Source organism: Methylomonas albis (genome assembly GCF_014850955.1).
GTDB classification, from domain to species: Bacteria; Pseudomonadota; Gammaproteobacteria; order Methylococcales; family Methylomonadaceae; genus Methylomonas; species Methylomonas albis.
In genome coordinates this window covers 4,879,235-4,897,904 of record NZ_JACXSS010000001.1, presented here as the reverse complement: position 1 = coordinate 4,897,904, position 18,670 = coordinate 4,879,235, and the positions used below count along the sequence as shown (strand labels likewise).

Genomic DNA, 18,670 nt, shown 5'->3' with positions numbered 1-18,670 from the left:
GCCCGAGGGAATCGTTCTGCGCGGTACGTGGATCTTTCAGTGTGTACGGTTCCTTTCGTCCTGCAATCCGGGAGAACCTAATGTTCGAAGCCGACTTTTTCAAACGGGTTGGCGCAGCATCGGTGAATAGGCCATCGATTGGCGAAATTTAAACCGAATGGTTCAGCCTTAAATTGTCGTATAGACTTGGCCCTGAGTAAATGTTTACCGAGATTTTTCGTCATGATGACACACCTAACGTGCTCTATTAGCTTTTATAAGCGTCATTCGCAGGGCGGCACGGCTCGCGGCGCACTGCTTGCAGGGGTTTTTACCGTGCTGGCTGCAGTACTTATAGTCTGGTCTTTACGGCTGGAAAGTCCGGATGCTTCCGTTCCGACGCAAGCCGTGCCGGCTTTAACGGTTACCCGGGCCGCTCCGCAATGGCGGCAATGGCCGACCACCATTGAGGCCTCCGGGGCGATTGCGGCTTGGCAAGAGGCCGTCATTGGCGCTCAGCAATCCGGATTAAGGTTAATCGAAGTCAATGTCAATGTTGGCGATCAGGTCAAACGTGGTCAGTTGTTGGCGCGCTTCGATACGGACATGCTGAGAGCCGATCTGGCGCAATTGAAGGCTAATCTGGCCCAGGCTCAGGCCACTGCCGTCCAGGCCGAGACCAATGAACAGCGGGTGTTGAAACTAAAAAATGCCGCGACACTTAGTCAACAGGAATTGCTGCGTTACGAAACCGAAGCGGAAATCGCCCGCACGCAGGTCGATGCGATCAAGGCCCAGTTAGCGGCCAAGCAGCTGCAACTGGGGTACGCCGAGGTACGCGCGCCCGACGACGGTGCGATTAGTGCGCGACTGGCGACATTGGGTGCAGTGTCCGGCAGTGGCCAGGAGTTGTTTCGGTTGATCAGGCAAAATCGGTTGGAATGGCGCGGCGAATTGACTGCCGGACAAATCGCGCAAATTCAGCCAGGCCAAGCGACTCAGCTTAGTCTTCCGGACGGCAGCATTGCCGAAGCCAGAGTACGACAATTGGCGCCGGCTCTGGATGAGCAATCCCGGCTGGGCCTTATGTATGCCGATATTCTGCCTGGCAGCCATGCGCGGGCCGGTATGTATGCCAGCGGTCGTATCGAGTTAAGTCAACGCCCGGCGCTGACTGTGCCGGCGGCCAGTGTGGTCATTCGCGACGGCCGCAGCTATGTGCTGAAGCTGCACAGCGCTGCCACTACTTCGCCAGTTAGTTTACAGGAGGTCGATACCGGCCGGCGGCAAGGCGTGGAAATTGAAATTGTCCACGGCTTGAGCGAAACCGACCGAGTGGTGGTGGAAGGTGCCGGCTTTCTCAACGATGGCGATCTCGTGCACATCGCTCCGGAGCCGGCGGCGAGGGTTGATTGATGAGTTTTGCCTCTTGGTCGATTCGCAACCCGATTCCATCGATTTTACTGTTTATCTTGTTGACCCTCGCCGGGCTGCGCGGTTTACAGCAGTTATCGATACAGAGCTTGCCGGATCTGGATTTGCCCAGCGTTATCGTTAAGCTTAGTCAACCGGGCGCGGCGCCGGCACAACTCGAAACCGAAGTGGCGCGCAAAGTCGAGGATTCGATCGCCACCTTATCCGGCTTGAAGCATATTCGCACCTCGATCACCGATGGTTCGGTGCAAATCAACGTCGAATTTATCTTGGAGAAAAAGCTCTCGGATGCCTTGATCGAAACCAAGGACGCGGTGGACCGGGTGCGCTCGGACTTGCCTAGCAGCGTGCTGCAACCCAGTATCAGCGCGGTGACAGTGGGCGGCGCGCCAATTTTGACCTACGCGATTGCCTCGGCCAAGTTGGACGAAGAAGCCTTGTCCTGGCTGGTGGACGACACCGTCGGCAAGATACTGTTGGGTGTAGCAGGCGTTGGTCGTTTCGAGCGTTTGGGCGGCGTGCAACGCGAAATTCAACTGGAAGTCGATCCGGTGCGGCTGGCGTCGTTGGGCGTCACCGCGACCGATGTGTCGCGAGCTTTGAAGCAAGTGCAGCAAGAGTCTTCCGGCGGTCGGGGTAATTTAGGCTTGGCGGAGCAATCCGTGCGCACACTGGCTACGGTGCGGCAGGCCAGCGAACTGGCGGCCTTACCAGTGGCAATAGCCAATGGTCATGAGGTGCGCTTGGATCAAATCGCCACAGTCCGCGATACGGTTGCCGAACGCACGCAATTGGCCGCGTTGGACGGCAAGCCATTGATAGGTTTCAACATCTACAGGGCCAAGGGTTTTGACGAAACCCGTATCGCTAAAGAGGTGGAACAGGCCTTGGCGCGGCTGCGCGAAGCCGATCCGTCCTTGAGTTTTACTTTGATTTCCGGTTCGGTCGCGTATTCGCAAGAGCAGTACGAAGGTTCGATGATGATGCTCTACGAAGGCGCGCTGTTGGCTGTCTTGGTGGTGTGGTGGTTCTTGCGCGATTGGCGGGCGACTTTGGTGTCGGCTTCGGCCCTGCCTTTGTCGATTCTGCCGACGTTTGCGGTGATGCATTGGCTGGGGTTTTCCATGAATATGCTGACCATGCTGGCTTTGGCTATCGTGGTCGGGATTTTGGTGGACGATGCGATTGTGGAAATCGAAAATATTGCCCGGCATGTACGGATGGGCAAGAGCATCCGGCAGGCTGCTGCGGAAGCGGTCGATGAAATCGCGCTGGCGGTCATCGCCACCACCTTGACGCTGGTGGTGGTGTTTATGCCTACCGCGCTGATGAGCGGCGTGTCAGGATTGTTTTTCCGGCAGTTCGGTTGGACCGCCGTAGTTGCGGTGCTGGCGTCCTTGCTGGTAGCGCGCTTGCTGACGCCGATGTTGGCGGCTTACTTACTCACCGAAGGCCATCATCCGGCCGCCGTCGATGGTAGGTTGATGCCGAGGTATTTAAAAGCTGTGCAGTGGACTTTGAGCCATCGCAAGACCACCATGCTGCTATCCGCGCTATTTTTTATCGGCGCTTGTGTATTGCTGCCCTTGATCCCGGGGGGTTTTGTGCCGCCCGCTGATCGCGGTTATACCACCGTGCAACTTGAGTTGCCTCCGGGTAGCTCGATAAACGATGCAGGCCGCGTTGCCGAAGCGGCGAGAGCGGTATTGCAACCACTGGCGGGAGTCGAACACGTTTTTACCGCAGTCGGCAGCAGTCAATTGGTTGGTGGCGGCGTGACCAGGCCCGGCGAGCAACGCAAGGGCGCGCTGACCATGACCTTAAGCGCTCGGGAGCAGCGGCCGCATCAAACGCAGATTGAGCAGGCAGTACGGGCGGCGTTGCGAGATGTGCCGGGCGCCCGCTTTTCCATTGGGATTGGCGGCCCTGGCGAGAAAATGTCTTTGATACTGTCCAGCGATAATGCGGCGGCGTTAAAAGCCAGTGCACAGGCGTTGGAGCGCGATTTGCGTACCGTGGGCACCCTGAGTAGCATTAGCTCCACCGCCAGCCTGGAACGGCCGGAAATCGCAATTCGGCCGGACTGGCAGCGCGCTGCCGAATTAGGCGTGACGGCCGAGCTGATCGGCGAAACGGTGAGGATTGCCACCAGCGGTGATTTTGATGCCCAACTGGCCAAGCTGAATCTGGATAACCGCCAACTTGCCATTCGAGTAAGAATAGCCGATGCCGCGCGGCAGGATTTACAGGTCTTAGCTAATCTGAGAGTTAGGGCGGGGGATAGATTGGTACCGCTATCCAGTGTGGCAGAATTGTCCTTAGCCAGCGGTTCTGCGCAGGTGGATAGGTACGACCGCCGCCGCTATGTCACAGTTAACGCCGAACTGGGCGGCATGTCCTTGGGTGAGGCTCTGGCCGCCGCCAAAACTTTGCCGGCGGTGGTGAATATGCCGTCCGGCGTTAAATTGATCCGGACCGGCGACGCCGAAATTATGGCGGAATTGGTCGGCAGTTTCAGCATGGCGATGTTGACCGGTTTGCTGTGCGTGTTTTGCGTGTTAGTACTGCTATTCAAGGATTTCTTTCAGCCCTTGACCATCCTGTCGGCGATACCTTTGTCGATGGGGGGAGCATTTATCGCATTGTTGCTGACCGGCGGAGAGTTAAATATTCCGTCGATGATAGGTTTGATCATGTTGATGGGCATTGTCACCAAAAATTCGATCTTGTTGGTGGAATATGCGTTGTTGGCGATGCGGGAGCATGGCCTAAGCCGGCATGATGCCTTGTTGGATGCGTGTCATAAACGAGCCAGGCCGATTGTCATGACGACGGTGGCCATGATTGCCGGCATGTTACCGATTGCGTTGGGATGGGGTGCGGACGCCAGTTTTCGTCAGCCGATGGCGGTGGCGGTAATCGGTGGCTTGATCAGCTCTACTTTGTTAAGTTTGCTGGTGGTGCCGGTGGTGTTTACCTACGTTGATGGCGCTCGTCAAAGTCTGGTACGCCGTTTTGGGTTGAAAGGCTGAGGGGCGTAACTACGCCCCTACAAACCTGTCTCAGCGGGTACCGAATACCACGATGGTTTTACCGTGCGCGGTAATTAAGCCCTTGTCTTCCAGCTCTTTCAAGACCCTGCCGGCCATTTCCCGCGAACAACCGACGATGCGGCCGATTTCCTGACGGGTGATATGCAGCTGCATGCCGTCCGGATGGGTAATCGCGTCCGGTTCCTTGGCCAAATCCAACAGCGTCCGGGCGATACGGCCTTCCACGTCCATGAAGGCCAAGTCGCGGTATTTGCGGCTGGTAATCAGCAAACGGGTCGATAGCTGCTCTCCCAGTACCGTCAGAATTTCGACGGCCTGGTCGCGTAAGTCGGCATTTAGCAGCATTTTGAAGCGTTCGTAACCGATTTCCGCCATCTGGCATTTGGTCCGGGTTTTCACTAGCACGCTACGGGTATCGGCGTTTTTGAACACGCCGATCTCGCCGACGAAATCGTGCTTGTTCAAGTAGGCCAGGATTAGTTCGCGGCCTTCCTCGTCTTCGACGCTGACGCTGACCGAGCCATCGACTACGAACAGTAACTTGTCGCCGACATCGCCGGGCCGGACGATGGTGATTTTGGCTGGATAGCTCCTAACATGGCAGAAGCGTAAAAAGGCGTCCAGGGCGGCTGGAGAAATCTTGTTTTGTTTAACAAAGCTCATAATTTGTAATAATTCTGTGAACTAGATTGGTTACCCTATCAAGGTGCAGTAGTTTTGCAAAAAAATCAAGACATTTGACGGGTTCGATGTAAAATTCGCGACAATTTTGATTCTGGTTGGGGTTTAGCATGCAGGCGACAATTAAATGGGTCGACGGTAGATTGTTCGTCGGCGAGTCCGGTAGCGGACACACGGTGGTGATGGATGGGCCACCGGATCACGGTGGTCGCAACTTGGGTGTGCGGCCCATGGAATTGCTGCTGTTAGGCATGGGCGGCTGTTCGTCGTTCGACGTGGTGGATATTTTGCAAAAGGGCCGGCATGACATTGTGCATTGCACTGCCGAGCTGAAAGCGGAACGGGTGGATACCGTGCCGGCCGTGTTTAGCAAAATTCATTTGCATTTCAAGGTGACCGGCAAAAATTTACCGGTCGCCGCAGTGGAGCGGGCTGTTAAATTATCCGCCGAAAAATATTGCTCGGCGTCCATTATGTTGGGCAGAGCGGGTGTAGAAATAAGTCATGATTTTGAAGTTATAGAGGGTTGATCGGTTGAGCAAATTACAGTTACACGGGTTTAACAACCTGACCAAATCGTTGAGTTTCAATATCTACGACGTTTGCTACGCGCCGAAAGAGCAGGAAAAAGCCTATATCGAATATATCGACGAAGCGTATAACGCCAAGCGTTTGACCCAGATTTTAAAAGACGTGGCCAACATTATCGGCGCGCAGATTTTGAATATCGCCCATCAGGATTACGACCCGCAGGGGGCCAGCGTCACGATGTTGATTTCCGAAGGTGCGGTGATTCCGGCCGGCATGAATTCAGAGTCGCCGGGGCCACTACCCGATACGATCCTGGCGCATTTGGATAAAAGCCACATCACCGTGCACACCTATCCGGAAAGCCATCCCGACACCGATATTTGTACTTTTCGGGCCGACATCGATGTCTCCACGTGCGGGCAGATTTCGCCGCTGAAAGCCTTGAATTATCTGATTCACAGCTTCGAGTCCGACATCGTGATCATGGACTACCGGGTGCGCGGCTTTACCCGTGACGTCTCGGGTCAAAAGCATTACATCGATCATAAAATCAATTCGATCCAGAATTACATCGCGGAAAGCACCAAAGAGCTGTACCAGATGATCGATGTCAACGTGTATCAGGAAAATATTTTCCACACCAAGATGATGCTGAAGGAAACCGAATTGGAAAATTACTTGTTCGAAAAGGAAAGTAATTTCAGCGACGATGAACAGGAAGAGATTCAGGAAATGCTGCAGGAAGAAATGGCCGAGATTTTTTACGGCCGGAATTTTTCTTAAAAAACGCGCTAAATCGAGCAACGGCCTCAGCGGGAAAAGCTACCGCTGAGGCCGTTTTTTTTTATGGAGCGGGCTTACGCGGGGCTTGTTCGCGCATTTTTTCTTGATGTTGCTTGCGCAAGTCGTCCATTTTCTGCATTTGTTCCGGGCTTAACACCTCTTTCATCCGGCTGTGCGATTCTTCGTGGATGGCGCGGAATTTATCGTGCTGCTCTTTAAAGATCGCTTCCAGTTTGGTTTTTTGCTCAGGGCTGAGTTGCAGCAGTTTGTTCAAATGTTCGAGTTTGTGATCCACCGGCTGGCCGTAGTCGTTTTCGCTGGGATAAGCGAAAGCGGTTAAAGGCAAGGCTAGGATGGCGGCGAGGAGCAGTTTTTTTCGCATGGGATAATCTCGGGTAAAGTTGATGTGGCAAGCCGAACCTGCTCGGCTTGCGAGCTAAGTTGGTGTCGGCGCGCCGGCAAAAGTTCACTAATATGAAAAGGCCTTGGGATTTTGCAGGGCCGCGCAGTCGATGCTGAAGCGTCTGGGCTGCTCCGACAGCTCCAGTGCCGTCAGTTGGCCGCCCCACAAGCAACCGGTGTCTATCGAATAACAGTTATAGCCGTCGAAGTAGCCCAGGGTGGACCAATGACCGAAGATGATGCGCATATCGATACTTTTGCGGCCAGGTACTTCAAACCAGGGTATTAAGTGATCGGGCTGGCTGCCGGGCGCACCTTTCGGCCCAAAGTCCATGACGCCGTCGACGGTGCAAAAACGCAGTCGGCTGAAACAATTGATCGCAAAGCGCAGTTTTTCGGTTTTGAGCAAATCATCGCGCCAGACCACCGGCTTGTTGCCGTACATGGACCTGAAAAAACGTTCGTGATCCGGGCTTTGCATGGCTTGCTCGGTTTCGCGCGCCATGCGCAAGGTGGTTTCAAAATCCCACTGCGGCGGCAATCCGGCGTGCAACATGCAAAAGTCGTCATTGTGATGGAATAACTTTTGATGCCGTAACCAGGCTATCAGTTCTTCGCAGTCTTCAGCTCGTAAAATGTCGCCCAGCGTGTCTTTCTTGCCGGCTTTGCCCAGCGATACCACTGTCGCAATCAAATGCAGATCGTGATTGCCGAGCACGGTAACGGCCGCCGACCCCAAACCCTTCACAAATCGCAAAGTTTCCAGCGATTTTGGGCCACGGTTCACCAGGTCGCCAGCCAGCCAGAGTTGGTCTTGGCCGGGATCGAAGCTTATATGGTCCAGTAAGCGGCGGAACTCGTCGTAACAGCCCTGAATGTCACCAATTGCATAAATCGCCATTAATGCAGTGTTCTAGGTATCGATAAAGTGAATTTAGGAATGGCTGCGTTAAAATTTTCGCCGGCGTCCGACTGCATTTCATATTTGCCCTGCATCACGCCGACCGGGGTTTCTATCATCGCCGCGCTGGTATAGCGGAACGAGTCGCCGGGGCTGAGATGCGGGTTTTCTCCCACCACGCCATCGCCATTTACTTCTTGTACCTTGCCGTTGGCATCGGTAATCAACCAGTGTCGGGTCATTAGCTTTGCCGGCGTGGAGCCGACATTGGTGATAGTGACCGTATAAGCAAAGACATAGCGGTTCTGCTCGGGGGACGATTGGGCCTCGATGTAGTAGGGTTGGGCTTCAACTAAAACTTTGTTTTTTTCGCTCATTGATAGATGATGTAAATCAGTATTTGCCTTATTTCACCCCAACTCATACCCAAACGCAAGCAAGCAATCCGATGAATATCCGCAGATTTCTAAGCGCCGGGCTGATTGTCTTGTCCTTGCAGGCACTTGCCGAAGACAATAAAGACTTATTTGCCGCCGCGGCGACCGGCAAGTTAGATCGTGTCGAGGCGCTTTTGGCGCAAGGGCTGGACGTCAATGGTAAGCTGGAGACGGACCGCACAGCGCTTATGGCTGCCAGTTTTAACGGCAATTTACGGATTGTCAAGGCGCTGCTGGCTTATGGTGCCGACGTCAATCTGGCGGATAAACTGGGCTCCACCGCGCTAACCGATGCGGTAATGTTCGGCAGTGCGGACATCGTTGGTGTGTTAATTGCCGTCGGTGCCAACGTCAATGCCGTGGATAACCAGAGCGTGAAAATTCTCGATAAGGCCAAAAAGCTTGGTCGCGAAAACATCGTTAAACTGTTAGAGGCGGCCGGTGCCAAGGGCTCGGAAGCCAAAGTCGAAGAAAAAATCGAAGGCGAGCCCAAACCCGCCGAGGAAAAAAAGCCGGAAGAACCCAAAAAATGATGCCACCAGTCCAAAACCGAATTTCCAGACTGCCATCTTAAACCCCGCTAAAATTATCAGAAATGACAGAATCACAAAAGCCACTACACATCCATATCCTCGGCATTTGCGGCACCTTCATGGGTGGCCTGGCCCTAATCGCCCGCGAACTGGGCTACACCGTCAGCGGCTCGGACCAAAATGTCTACCCGCCCATGAGCACCCAGTTGGAAGAGCAAGGTATTCGGCTGATGAACGGCTACAAGGCCGAAAATCTGGACTGCAAGCCGGACTTGGTCGTCGTCGGCAACGCCATGTCGCGCGGCAATTCAGAGGTGGAAGCGGTATTGAACTTAGGCTTGCCGTATATCTCGGGTCCGCAATGGCTGGCCGAGCACGTATTGCAACACAAATGGGTGTTGGCGGTGGCCGGGACTCACGGCAAGACCACCACCAGCAGTATGTTGGCTTGGGTCTTGGAATATAACGGTTTCAAACCCGGCTTTCTGATCGGCGGCATCCCGCTGAATTTTGGCATCTCTGCGCGTTTGGGCGAGTCGGATTTTTTTGTGATCGAAGCCGACGAATACGACTGCGCTTTTTTTGATAAGCGTTCCAAATTCGTCCATTACCGCCCACGCACCGCGATATTGAACAACCTGGAATACGATCACGCCGACATCTTCGAAAACCTGGACGCGATCAAAAAGCAGTTTCACCATTTGGTGCGCACTATCCCCAGCGAAGGTCTGATCATCGCCCCTGTTTGTGAACAGCATGTTACTGAAGTTTTGGAAATGGGCTGCTGGACGCCGGTCGTAAAGACCGCAATCGACCGCGAAGGCGATTGGCAGGCTCACTTGTTGAAAGCCGACGGCAGCCGCTTTAGCGTCAGTTTTGCCGGGCAAGAGCAAGGCACGGTTGACTGGACCTTGACCGGTCGCCATAGCGTCTACAACGCCTTGTCTGCCATCGCCGCCGCCCGGCATATCGGCATTCTGGCAAAAGATGCAATAGCGGCCTTGCAGCAATTCCAGAACGTCAAACGACGCATGGAAGTCATTGTCAAAAGCGCTGGCGTCACCGTTTACGATGATTTTGCCCATCACCCTACTGCGATCAAAACTACGCTGGATGGCTTGCGCCAACAAGTCGGCGACGAAAAAATCCTGGCCATCGTCGAGCCGCGCTCCAACACCATGCGTCTGGGTGTGCATACCCAATCCCTGGCGGAATCCTTGGGCCAGGCTGACCAGGCCATCCTGTATCAGCCGGATAACCTGGGCTGGGATTTGAGTCAGCTGTTGAAATACGCCAACAACATCGAGATTTGCAATAGCCTGGAAACTATCATCGCCACTATCAAGGCGCAAGCTGGCGGCGTTTGCCATGTGTTGTTGATGAGTAACGGTAGTTTCGGCGGCATTTATAAACGCTTGCGGGATGAGTTGTAAGCAATGAACCGCGTCGAAATCCGCTACTGCACCCAATGCCGTTGGTTATTGCGCGCGGCCTGGATGGCTCAGGAATTATTAAGCACTTTCGAGCAGGAACTGAGCGAATTGGCTCTGCAACCGGATACCGGCGGCATCTTCGATGTGCGCGCCAACGGCGAATTAGTCTGGTCCCGCAAACAGCAAGGTCGGTTTCCGGAAATTACCGAGTTAAAGCAATTGGTGCGCGATCAGATTGCCCCGGAGCGGGATCTGGGGCATGCCGACCGCAAGCCCACACCACAGTCTTGATTCGGCTGTACTGAGATCAGGCACGGCCAAGCTGTCTGCGATTATGCTCCCGGAAGACGACGCCACCATCATCAAACCGCCAGGCGACGATCTGACTCGGATCAAACTTCGCCCCTATCCGCAGGTGCTGGACGGCAACCCTGCATCCGATGGTAAATTCAACGACGATTATTCGTTGCGCGGCGCCGTGGGCGTGGGTGGTGGCGGCCAGGTGTTGCTCGGTTTTGACGAGCGCATCGGCCGCGAAGTGGCTATCAAGGAATTACTGGACCAAGCTGCGCACGAGGATACCGAACTGAATGCGCGTTTTCTCCGCGAAGCCCGCATTACCGGTCGCCTGGAGCATCCGGGCATAGTGCCGGTTTACGATCTGGGTAAGAAGCAAAGCGGTGCACCCTATTATGTGATGCGCTTGGTGCGTGGCGATACGCTGGCCAAGGCGCTCAAGGCCTGCAATGCTGAAGTGTTGCCTGAGCATGCGCTGTCGCGGCGCTTGAGCTTGTTGGACAGACTCATCGATGTTTGCGAAGCGGTGGCTTATGCCCATTCCAAAGGCGTGATTCATCGCGATATTAAGCCCGGCAATATCGTCTTGGGCCCGTTCGGTGAAACTATTGTCTTAGACTGGGGCTTAGCCAAGGTTGAAAACGAAGCAGATCTGGCTCCGCTGCTGTCTGCCGTCCCAAAACAGGCGGATGAGGATGCGGATTTGACCCGGATCGGCGATATTCTCGGCACTCCGGCGTATATGGCGCCGGAACAAGCTAATCCCAATTTCGGCGGCGTGGATACGCGTTCGGACGTATTTGCGCTGGGTTGCATTCTCTATTATTTGTTGGCCGGCCATCCGCCCTTGCGCGGTAGCGCTGATGAGATACTGGAACAACTTAGTTCGTTAGCGCCGATGCCCTCGGCTCGCGATCCCAAGTTGCCTGCGCCATCGGAATTGATCGCCATTTGCGATAAGGCCTTGGCCAAAGACAAATCACTGCGGTTTCCGGATGCGGCAACCCTAGCCGATGAATTGCGCGCTTATCGCGACGGCCGCTTGGTGAGTGCCTACGCGTATTCGCGCAGCGAGCTGCTGCGTCGATTCATCGCTCGCAACAAAATAGTCTTGTTGGCGACCGCCGCTGTATTGCTGGCTATCATGATCGGTGCCAGCGTAGCCGTGAAGTTTGGCATCGAGGCGCACCGCGCTCGGCAGTTGGCTGTCGCCGAAGCCGAGGCCGTCACCTTGGAAAAACAGCGGGTAGAATCCGCGCTGGCCGATGTAACTCGAATTTCCAACGACAATCTGACCGCCGCCGATGCTGTCGCCGCGACGATACGCGATGCCGTCGACGAAATTCGCATCGGTATCGAACAACTTGCAGTATCGGTACGGAATATAGCCGACCGACAGGCGATGACCGGCGCGCTGGAAGCGTTGCGCCTGAGTTATCCGGGGGCCGAAAGTTTTGCCGCGACTCGGGCGCCGGGGACGATCACCGCGGTTGCGCCCGCTAAATACGCGCAAGCTGTCGGTGCAGACACTTCGCAGCTAGAGCACAATATAGTGGCGCGAGAACGGGGTATTCCGACTATGAGTCGGGTTTATCAAGCACCGGAAGGTTTTGCGGCCGTCACGCTAGTGGTACCTATCAAACGCGGCAAAGTCGTCGCCGGTTTTATTTCCGCTCGCTTCAAGGCCGCCGATTTTTTGGGTGGTTTATTGGCCCGAGGGATTCAAACCGAAAATCGTACCTTATGGGTAGTACAAGACGATGGCCTGATCCTTTATGACACCGATCCGCACGAGATTGGCCTCAACCTGTTCCGGGAGGAGCGCTTTAGCCAGATTCCGGAATTACGCCAGCTTGCTACGGAAATTTCCAAGCAGGACGCCGGCGTCGGTTATTACCAAAGCGAGTCTGCCGGTCACGAGGCTCTGTCGCGACGCATTGCTTCCTGGGTGAGTTTGCGGCCCACTGAAAATCGGCAGTGGAAAGTGGTCGTTTTGGAGGCTTGGTGATTTTGTGCCGTTGGCGCTGCTAAGGTCTTTGGTGGTGTACCTCCTTACGAGTTATTTCGACATTCGGCAAATATATCCAAACTAGCATTATAAACCTGGGTGGCGACCCCCATAAGACCTAAAATTGAGTGAAATAAATTATCATGGCTGACAGGTCTGGCGCTGTGCTGATTTAAGCAGGGAATATCGATGTGGTTATTTTGGATAAAGCCATCTGAAAACCAGCTGAGCATAGGCACATGTTTTTGTTCGTCGGGTGCAATAAAATAAGGCAGGCCGTGTAAATAGACATTTTTTTCGCCTAGGGATTCACCGTGATCAGAGACATAAAACATCGCGGAATTATATTTTTGATTATTTTTCTTTAAAAAGTCGATGACATTTTTGAGGAAAAAGTCAGTATAAATAATCGTGTTGTCGTAAGCATTAACAAGCTCCTGCTGTGAACAATCGTTAAGCGTAGCCTTATCACACTCCGGCGTAAAAACTTTGAATTGTTGCGGGTGGCGTAAATTATAACCAGGACCGTGACTGCCTTGCTGGTGCAATACGATGACGCCATCCTGATTTTGTTTATCAAGATATTCTTGTAAATGTAGTAATAAAACTTCGTCGTAACACACTTCATCATTGCATAAATCGTTTAGATTTAAATGCGCCATATCCTCGTAAGTCACGCGGCTGCATACGCCTTTGCAACTATCGTTATTATTTCGCCATAAAACACTGATTCCGGCATGCGATAACACATCGAGCAGGTTTTCAGTATATTTCGCTTTTGACGAATCAAAGTGTTCACGACCGAAATTGGAAAACATGCACGGCACAGAGGCAGCAGTGGCGGTGCCACAGGAATATGCCTGGCTGAAATTGATAATGTGCTCTTGGCTTAATAGCGGGTTGGTTTGACGGCCATAACCGTCTAAAGAAAAATTGGCTGCTCTGGCGGTTTCACCTATTACCAATATTGTCAGATTTTTCTTGGTCGAATGATTGCGATTGGCAGATAGATTGGCATCGTTGCCGACAACGACCAAAGGGTGGTTTGATTTAAAAATACGGCTGACGTTGGAAATAGAGGAATCCACCAAGTTAACAGGGGTGATCAAATAACGAATCTCCCGGTTATTGCGATAAACCGAGGTGTAATCACCGTAAAAAAAATAACTTGTTATAAATATAGTGACGGCGCAGATAAGCAGTGTTTTGGCGTTGGCGGCCAATTGCCTTAGAAAAGAATAATATTGCGCAGGTCGATTCCAAATAAATATAGAAGGGATGATGCCCAACACGATAATGTATAAAAACATTTTAATATTAACTAATTCCAGGGCTTCCTTTGGATTGGTTTCCAAAGCATTTTGCAGCATGGTTTTGTCAATTACCACATCGTAAGCCAGCATAAAGTATTCTATTAGCGATGTTGCCAACAGAAAGAAAATCAATGTGCCTTTAAATAGGTATTTAAAGCGGAATACTGTGAAAAATAATACCAATAATGCGATTAAAACAATAAAAAAAGGCGCATAAAAAATAACAATATTAAGCGATAGCCCACCTTTAACTTCGAGCAATTTTCGCCATAGCGGCATATTGCAAAAGACAGCCATAAATAGCGAGACTAATAATGCCGGGGGAAAAAGGTTTGCGAGTTTGCTTTGGTTCATTAATTGCCAGTGGGCGTGTTATGTAGGATTGCAGCTGTAATTGTTCGTTCGGTTAGCACAGAGCAAGTAGCCTGGATGAAGCGCAGCGAAATCCGGGGCCGTAGAAGTATCACGGTCTAGGTTTTATTAAGCCCCTTCGACACGTGACGCAGTTTTTTGCAACAACAGGTTTTTAATTACGGGATGGTCTCTTGGTCGTTGGTCTGCGAGCCAACTCCAAAGCAACCCGTCGCAGCGGAGACAAACCAGATGACGACATTCAAGCTCTCCGCGTTTTGCAGCGGAATCTATTCCTCCGAAACAGCCATTTTCCTAAATCCAAACCAGTCATCCAAAACTTGATGCACATCGTCAATCCCCACTTTGTTCAAAGCAGAAAATAATTGCAAGGTCACCAAAATATCGGCTTGGCTTAAATCCTTCTGTACCTGCAACAACGTGGCTTTGGCCGCGCCGAATTTCAGTTTGTCGGATTTAGTCAGCAAAATGTGTAAGGGCAGTTTGCGATGTTCGCACCACTCGACCATTTGCCAATCGAAATCGGTGAGCGGGTGGCGGATGTCCATGACCTGGACGATGCCGCACAAGGCTTGGCGATTGTGCAGGTAACTTTCCATCATTTGTCGCCAGTCTTTTTTGATGGCTTCCGGGACTTTGGCGTAGCCGTAACCGGGCAAATCGACTAGCTTGCGTTTGGCGTCGATTTCAAAAAAATTCAATAGTTGGGTGCGTCCGGGGGTTTTACTGACGCGGGCCAGCGCGGTTTGTCGCACCAAAGTGTTAATCGCGCTGGATTTGCCGGCGTTGGAGCGCCCGGCGAAAGCGATCTCCATGCCTTGGTCGGGCGGTGCGTCCTTCAGTTTGGGGGCGCTGTTGATGAACTTGGCCTGATGGTAGATGTGATTCATCACAGTCTCGCTTAGTGTTTATAAATCGGTTAGAATCCGGCCATTATAGCGTCTGGCGGCTGTCATCAGCTTGCTTTATGTCGATCAACCTTCCTGAGCAGGGGCCCATAATGATAAAAAAATTGCTGACTGTTTCCATCTCTTTGTTGTTGGCAACCGCCGCCGGACAGTCAAACGCGCAGGGTAACGCTAGTGCCAGTGCCGGAAAAACCAAGGCCGCCAGTTGCGCGGGTTGCCACGGCGAAGACGGTAATAGCACGATGCCCGCGTTTCCGAAATTGGCGGGACAGCATCAAACCTATTTGGTTAAACAGTTGCAAGCCTTCAAGAGCGGTGCTCGCTTAGCGCCGATGATGGCGCCATTGGCGGCTGCTCTTGACGATCAAGCGATTCAGGAAATTGCCAGTTACTATGCCGGCAACAAGATTTCCACCAATCCGGCGCCGAAGTTGCCCGTGAGCGATGACGATGATGCGCCGGCTAAAACTGCCGAGCAGGAAAAAGCAGAGCTGGAAGCCTTAATCACGCAGGGTAGCGATTTATATCGTAACGGCAATATCAGTCGCGAAGTATCTGCTTGCGTGGCCTGCCACGGTCCTTACGCGGAAGGTAACAAACCGGCCTCGTTTCCGTCCCTGCATTCGCAACATGCCGATTATCTGATTAAAAGCCTGACTGACTTCAAAACCGGCGCGCGTAGCAATAACCGCGAAAACATGATGCACATGATCGCTACCAAAATGACCGACGCCGACATTAAAGCGGTTGCTTACTATATCTCTACGATGAAATAAGCTTTTTCCATCCGGCAGAGCCCATGCTCTGCCGGAATCCTGTCTAGCCCGTGCTCATCTCTTTCGGCTGTTCATGCCGCGCGCATCAGTCCGGCTTTCCGGGCTTGACGTATCTGATCATTACCTATTCGTGGCAATCACGAATCTGCCGGTGGTTGGTGTGGTGTTCTAGCAAAAGCGGCTCTATCCCACTTGCTAACAAAAAATCAGTTGAACCGCTAAGTGTTCGATTTTGCTCTGCTCGATCCGCAAAAGCCATAAGTGCTTGCAGTGGCGGCCGGTATCAATGTGTAGGGCTGCGGCATCGGTCAATTTGTAGGACGTTATGTAAGCCTAGTTATCGTGGCTGTCTTTACTCGACGATTTGATGTACAAATCCTTTGCGTCGGGCTTTGCTTTTCTCTCGCCGGCGATTATATTGGTGCGCTTTCGGTTAGGTACGCTTTGGGGCGCCGGTCTTGGGAGGCGAGTAAATCCTGGATCTTGCCTTCTAGATGTTTGGTCAGTGTGTTTACGCTTTTGGGCGAGAATATGTTTTTATCAGGATTACATTCTTACGGAGAACTTTGATGTTAAAAATAATCGCATTGTTGGGGCTGTTGGGCTTTTCTTCGCTGGTAAATGCGGAAGGTGGTTACGACGCTGTAACGCCGGCGCAGCCGGTGCAAAATCCAGACAAGATCGAAGTGATAGAGTTCTTTTGGTACGGTTGCCCGCATTGCTATAGTTTGGAGCCGTCCATGGTGGAATGGCTGAAAACCAAGCCCGCCAATGTTGAATTTATCCGCCAGCCCGCAGTGTTCAGCGATCTGTGGGGCAAGCATGCCAAGGCCTACTTTACCGCCGAAGCCTTGGGTGTTTTGGATAAAGTTCATGCTGATCTGTTTGATGCGATTCAGAACAAGAAGCAAAAATTAGTCAGCGAAGACGAGTTGGCTAAGTTTTTTGCCGATCATGGCGTTAAGGACGAGGAGTTTCGTAGTGCATATAACTCGTTTTTGGTCGATGCCAAGCTGCGACAAGCAGAGTCTACCGGTCCGCGTTATGGCATCAGCGGCGTACCCGCTTTGATCGTTAATGGTAAATACAAAGTCACCGGGCAGTCGGCCAAGTCTCAAGCCAATATGCTGACCGTTGTGAATCAGTTGATAGCCCAAGAAAGTCAGAAAAAATAAACATCCGACTAACGAATTGCTGCACAAGGACGTGAGAAGCTAGTGCTGATTGTTGGATGTTCGTCACAAATTCAACGATAGGCTATAATCAACCGACCAGGAATTTTAGAATTAGGGCATGTTTCATGGTTTTTTTTAAAAACAAGGATGAGGGTCCGGATAGGTGGAAGGATAAATACCTCAAGCTGTTGGACGACCAGGAACACACTGAAAAACAATACAAAGCCAACGAAGAGTTGTTGTGTAAGACCATCGTCCGTTTTGCGTTGGCTGTTAAAGGTCTGAACCGGCAACTCGATCCTCACTTAAATCGTATTCGCAATTTATTGAAAGGCGGCCTGCAAAGTCAGCTATTACAGAAAGAGCTGTCGGCTTTTTCTAGTGCGCTGATTATGCTGGAAGAGTCACCTGAGCCCGCTGTCCAGGATGCTTCCTTGTTGTTCGAATTTCTGGGCAAGCAATATCCTCAGCGCCAGGATCAGCTCGATGATATTCAAGGAAAGTACGAAAGCCGTCAGTTTAGTAACAATCAAACTTTTTATTTGGCCCTGCTGGAACTGGTAGAGGATAACAAGCCGCTTGCGAACATTGACTTGGCCTTGGAACTGAGCGAAGTGGATGCCAGAGCCATCAATATTCAATTAATCCGTTTGTTGGACAACGCCGAAATTCCGTTGATTTTTGCCGGGGATGCCGAAAAAATCAAAAGCCGATTGTACGCGGATCATGCCTTGGGGCCTATTTTTGACGATACGGTTGCGTTACTGTTGGCGGTAAAAAAACATTTGGAATCGGAACAGCAGGAAATGGCGGCATTTTTGTCGAAATTAACCGACCAGTTGACCGAGTTGGGCGTAAAAGCCACCGGAGTTAATGCTGCTAACGAAATTAGAGTTAAAAAGCGCAATCTGCTGGATCAGGCCGTATCTGAGCAAATCATGGAGTTGCGGGAAAAGTCTGAGAATGCGACTCAGCTGGAGCCGCTGAAGCAAATAGTCAGCAGTCGACTGATCACCATCACGCAACAAATTCAAGCGCATAACCTCCAGGAGCAACAGGAACGGGATAAGGCGCTGCGCGAAATGCAGGCCTTGTCGCAAAGGCTGCGGGAAATGGAGTCTGAGTCTTCTGAATTGCGCTCAAAGCTGGATCTTGCTCAGCATCGCGCCGCCCGCGACCCGTTGACCAATCTGCCGAATCGGTTAGTGTTTGAGGAACGCTTGGTTGATGAAATGGCGCGTTGTCGGCGTCATAAATCGCCGATGACGTTGATGGTTTGGGATGTAGATCTGTTTAAAAACATCAACGACACCTACGGACACAAGTGCGGGGACAAGGCTTTGATTGTTATTGCCGAATTATTATCCAAACACTGCCGGGAAACCGATTTTGTGGCGCGTTTCGGCGGCGAAGAATTTGTGATGATATTGCCTGGCGCCGATGCCGCATCGGCCTTAATGATAGCGGAAAAACTGCGGAAAACCTTGGAAAACAGTAGTTTCAATGCGAATGGCAACAAAGTGTCTATCACCTTATCGTGCGGAATTAGCCAGTTTGTCGAAGGCGATAGTAACGAGTCAATTTTCAACAGAGCCGATTCCGGCTTGTATAGTGCCAAACAAACCGGTCGTAACCGCTGCGTTGTAGTGTAATT

Annotated in this window: 17 protein-coding genes; 11 read left to right on the top strand and 6 right to left on the bottom strand. The window is 52.1% G+C overall.

The window, feature by feature from the left end:
- The first annotated feature begins 222 nt into the window (after positions 1-222).
- Both EBA_RS22070 and EBA_RS22065 read left to right on the top strand, forming a co-directional pair.
- A complete protein-coding gene (locus tag EBA_RS22070) occupies positions 223-1,395 on the top strand; it encodes an efflux RND transporter periplasmic adaptor subunit (protein WP_225616394.1) in 1,173 nt (390 codons plus the stop codon).
- A complete protein-coding gene (locus EBA_RS22065; RefSeq protein WP_192376742.1) occupies positions 1,395-4,445 on the top strand; it encodes an efflux RND transporter permease subunit in 3,051 nt (1,016 codons plus the stop codon). Before EBA_RS22070 ends, EBA_RS22065 begins: the two co-directional genes overlap by 1 nt.
- Before the next feature lie 30 nt (positions 4,446-4,475).
- Here the strand turns inward: EBA_RS22065 and crp are convergent, their stop codons facing one another.
- Positions 4,476-5,129, bottom strand: coding sequence for a cAMP-activated global transcriptional regulator CRP (crp, locus tag EBA_RS22060; RefSeq protein WP_192376741.1), 654 nt, complete (start codon positions 5,127-5,129; stop codon positions 4,476-4,478).
- 128 nt (positions 5,130-5,257) lie between these two features.
- On the opposite strand from crp, the gene EBA_RS22055 reads away from it, so the two are divergent.
- Together EBA_RS22055 and speD are read left to right on the top strand one after the other, a co-directional pair.
- Positions 5,258-5,677 (top strand): OsmC family protein, encoded by a 420-nt coding sequence (locus EBA_RS22055; RefSeq protein WP_192376740.1) that lies wholly within the window; start codon positions 5,258-5,260, stop codon positions 5,675-5,677.
- Between the two features lie 4 nt (positions 5,678-5,681).
- Positions 5,682-6,461, top strand: a complete 780-nt coding sequence (gene speD, locus EBA_RS22050) for an adenosylmethionine decarboxylase (protein ID WP_036277248.1) — start codon at positions 5,682-5,684, stop codon at positions 6,459-6,461.
- A gap of 61 nt (positions 6,462-6,522) precedes the next feature.
- Here the strand turns inward: speD and EBA_RS22045 are convergent, their stop codons facing one another.
- From EBA_RS22045 to apaG, 3 genes are all read right to left on the bottom strand, one after another.
- Complete coding sequence (locus EBA_RS22045) at positions 6,523-6,843, bottom strand: periplasmic heavy metal sensor (RefSeq protein ID WP_192376739.1); 321 nt, start codon at positions 6,841-6,843, stop codon at positions 6,523-6,525.
- 87 nt (positions 6,844-6,930) lie between these two features.
- A complete protein-coding gene (locus EBA_RS22040; RefSeq protein ID WP_192376738.1) occupies positions 6,931-7,764 on the bottom strand; it encodes a symmetrical bis(5'-nucleosyl)-tetraphosphatase in 834 nt (277 codons plus the stop codon).
- Complete coding sequence (gene apaG, locus EBA_RS22035) at positions 7,764-8,141, bottom strand: Co2+/Mg2+ efflux protein ApaG (RefSeq protein WP_192376737.1); 378 nt, start codon at positions 8,139-8,141, stop codon at positions 7,764-7,766. Before apaG ends, EBA_RS22040 begins: the two co-directional genes overlap by 1 nt.
- Positions 8,142-8,212: 71 nt before the next feature.
- Between apaG and EBA_RS22030 the strand changes: the two genes are divergently transcribed.
- The 4 genes from EBA_RS22030 to EBA_RS22015 all read left to right on the top strand — a co-directional run bounded on the left by EBA_RS22030 (position 8,213) and on the right by EBA_RS22015 (position 12,472).
- On the top strand, positions 8,213-8,734 hold the full coding sequence (locus EBA_RS22030; RefSeq protein WP_192376736.1) for an ankyrin repeat domain-containing protein: 522 nt from the start codon (positions 8,213-8,215) through the stop codon (positions 8,732-8,734).
- A gap of 62 nt (positions 8,735-8,796) precedes the next feature.
- The gene (gene mpl / locus EBA_RS22025; RefSeq protein WP_192376735.1) at positions 8,797-10,167 is read left to right on the top strand and encodes a UDP-N-acetylmuramate:L-alanyl-gamma-D-glutamyl-meso-diaminopimelate ligase; all 1,371 of its coding nucleotides are present in this window, start codon (positions 8,797-8,799) and stop codon (positions 10,165-10,167) included.
- Between the two features lie 3 nt (positions 10,168-10,170).
- Positions 10,171-10,458 (top strand): SelT/SelW/SelH family protein, encoded by a 288-nt coding sequence (locus EBA_RS22020; protein ID WP_192376734.1) that lies wholly within the window; start codon positions 10,171-10,173, stop codon positions 10,456-10,458.
- A complete protein-coding gene (locus EBA_RS22015; RefSeq protein ID WP_192376733.1) occupies positions 10,427-12,472 on the top strand; it encodes a serine/threonine protein kinase in 2,046 nt (681 codons plus the stop codon). The genes EBA_RS22020 and EBA_RS22015 overlap by 32 nt, the downstream gene beginning before the upstream one ends.
- A gap of 44 nt (positions 12,473-12,516) precedes the next feature.
- On the opposite strand, the gene EBA_RS22010 is transcribed toward EBA_RS22015, so the two are convergent.
- Both EBA_RS22010 and yihA read right to left on the bottom strand, forming a co-directional pair.
- Entirely contained in the window at positions 12,517-14,139 is a 1,623-nt protein-coding gene (locus EBA_RS22010) for a phosphoethanolamine transferase (RefSeq protein ID WP_192376732.1), read from the bottom strand.
- Positions 14,140-14,426: 287 nt separating this feature from the next.
- On the bottom strand, positions 14,427-15,047 hold the full coding sequence (yihA, locus tag EBA_RS22005; RefSeq protein ID WP_192376731.1) for a ribosome biogenesis GTP-binding protein YihA/YsxC: 621 nt from the start codon (positions 15,045-15,047) through the stop codon (positions 14,427-14,429).
- 110 nt (positions 15,048-15,157) lie between these two features.
- Here yihA and EBA_RS22000 point away from each other — a divergent pair, with 110 nt between their 5' ends.
- The 3 genes from EBA_RS22000 (at position 15,158) to EBA_RS21990 (ending at position 18,668) form a co-directional block, all read left to right on the top strand.
- Positions 15,158-15,841 carry a c-type cytochrome gene (locus tag EBA_RS22000; protein ID WP_192376730.1) on the top strand — a complete coding sequence of 228 codons (684 nt, stop codon included), beginning with the start codon at positions 15,158-15,160 and terminating at the stop codon, positions 15,839-15,841.
- Between the two features lie 569 nt (positions 15,842-16,410).
- Positions 16,411-17,016 (top strand): thiol:disulfide interchange protein DsbA/DsbL, encoded by a 606-nt coding sequence (locus EBA_RS21995; RefSeq protein ID WP_192376729.1) that lies wholly within the window; start codon positions 16,411-16,413, stop codon positions 17,014-17,016.
- A 125-nt stretch (positions 17,017-17,141) separates the two neighbouring features.
- Positions 17,142-18,668 carry a GGDEF domain-containing protein gene (locus EBA_RS21990; protein ID WP_192376728.1) on the top strand — a complete coding sequence of 509 codons (1,527 nt, stop codon included), beginning with the start codon at positions 17,142-17,144 and terminating at the stop codon, positions 18,666-18,668.
- Positions 18,669-18,670 lie beyond the last annotated feature (2 nt).

Bases quoted from the DNA above. Each gene is read 5' to 3' on its own strand.
- EBA_RS22070 (WP_225616394.1), top strand. From the start codon at position 223: ATGATGACACACCTAACGTGCTCTATTAGCTTTTATAAGCGTCATTCG.
- EBA_RS22065 (WP_192376742.1), top strand. From the start codon at position 1,395: ATGAGTTTTGCCTCTTGGTCGATTCGCAACCCGATTCCATCGATTTTA.
- crp (WP_192376741.1), bottom strand. From the start codon at position 5,129: ATGAGCTTTGTTAAACAAAACAAGATTTCTCCAGCCGCCCTGGACGCC.
- EBA_RS22055 (WP_192376740.1), top strand. From the start codon at position 5,258: ATGCAGGCGACAATTAAATGGGTCGACGGTAGATTGTTCGTCGGCGAG.
- EBA_RS22045 (WP_192376739.1), bottom strand. From the start codon at position 6,843: ATGCGAAAAAAACTGCTCCTCGCCGCCATCCTAGCCTTGCCTTTAACC.
- EBA_RS22040 (WP_192376738.1), bottom strand. From the start codon at position 7,764: ATGGCGATTTATGCAATTGGTGACATTCAGGGCTGTTACGACGAGTTC.
- apaG (WP_192376737.1), bottom strand. From the start codon at position 8,141: ATGAGCGAAAAAAACAAAGTTTTAGTTGAAGCCCAACCCTACTACATC.
- EBA_RS22030 (WP_192376736.1), top strand. From the start codon at position 8,213: ATGAATATCCGCAGATTTCTAAGCGCCGGGCTGATTGTCTTGTCCTTG.
- mpl (WP_192376735.1), top strand. From the start codon at position 8,797: ATGACAGAATCACAAAAGCCACTACACATCCATATCCTCGGCATTTGC.
- EBA_RS22020 (WP_192376734.1), top strand. From the start codon at position 10,171: ATGAACCGCGTCGAAATCCGCTACTGCACCCAATGCCGTTGGTTATTG.
- EBA_RS22015 (WP_192376733.1), top strand. From the start codon at position 10,427: ATGCCGACCGCAAGCCCACACCACAGTCTTGATTCGGCTGTACTGAGA.
- EBA_RS22010 (WP_192376732.1), bottom strand. From the start codon at position 14,139: ATGAACCAAAGCAAACTCGCAAACCTTTTTCCCCCGGCATTATTAGTC.
- yihA (WP_192376731.1), bottom strand. From the start codon at position 15,047: ATGAATCACATCTACCATCAGGCCAAGTTCATCAACAGCGCCCCCAAA.
- EBA_RS22000 (WP_192376730.1), top strand. From the start codon at position 15,158: ATGATAAAAAAATTGCTGACTGTTTCCATCTCTTTGTTGTTGGCAACC.
- EBA_RS21995 (WP_192376729.1), top strand. From the start codon at position 16,411: ATGTTAAAAATAATCGCATTGTTGGGGCTGTTGGGCTTTTCTTCGCTG.
- EBA_RS21990 (WP_192376728.1), top strand. From the start codon at position 17,142: ATGGTTTTTTTTAAAAACAAGGATGAGGGTCCGGATAGGTGGAAGGAT.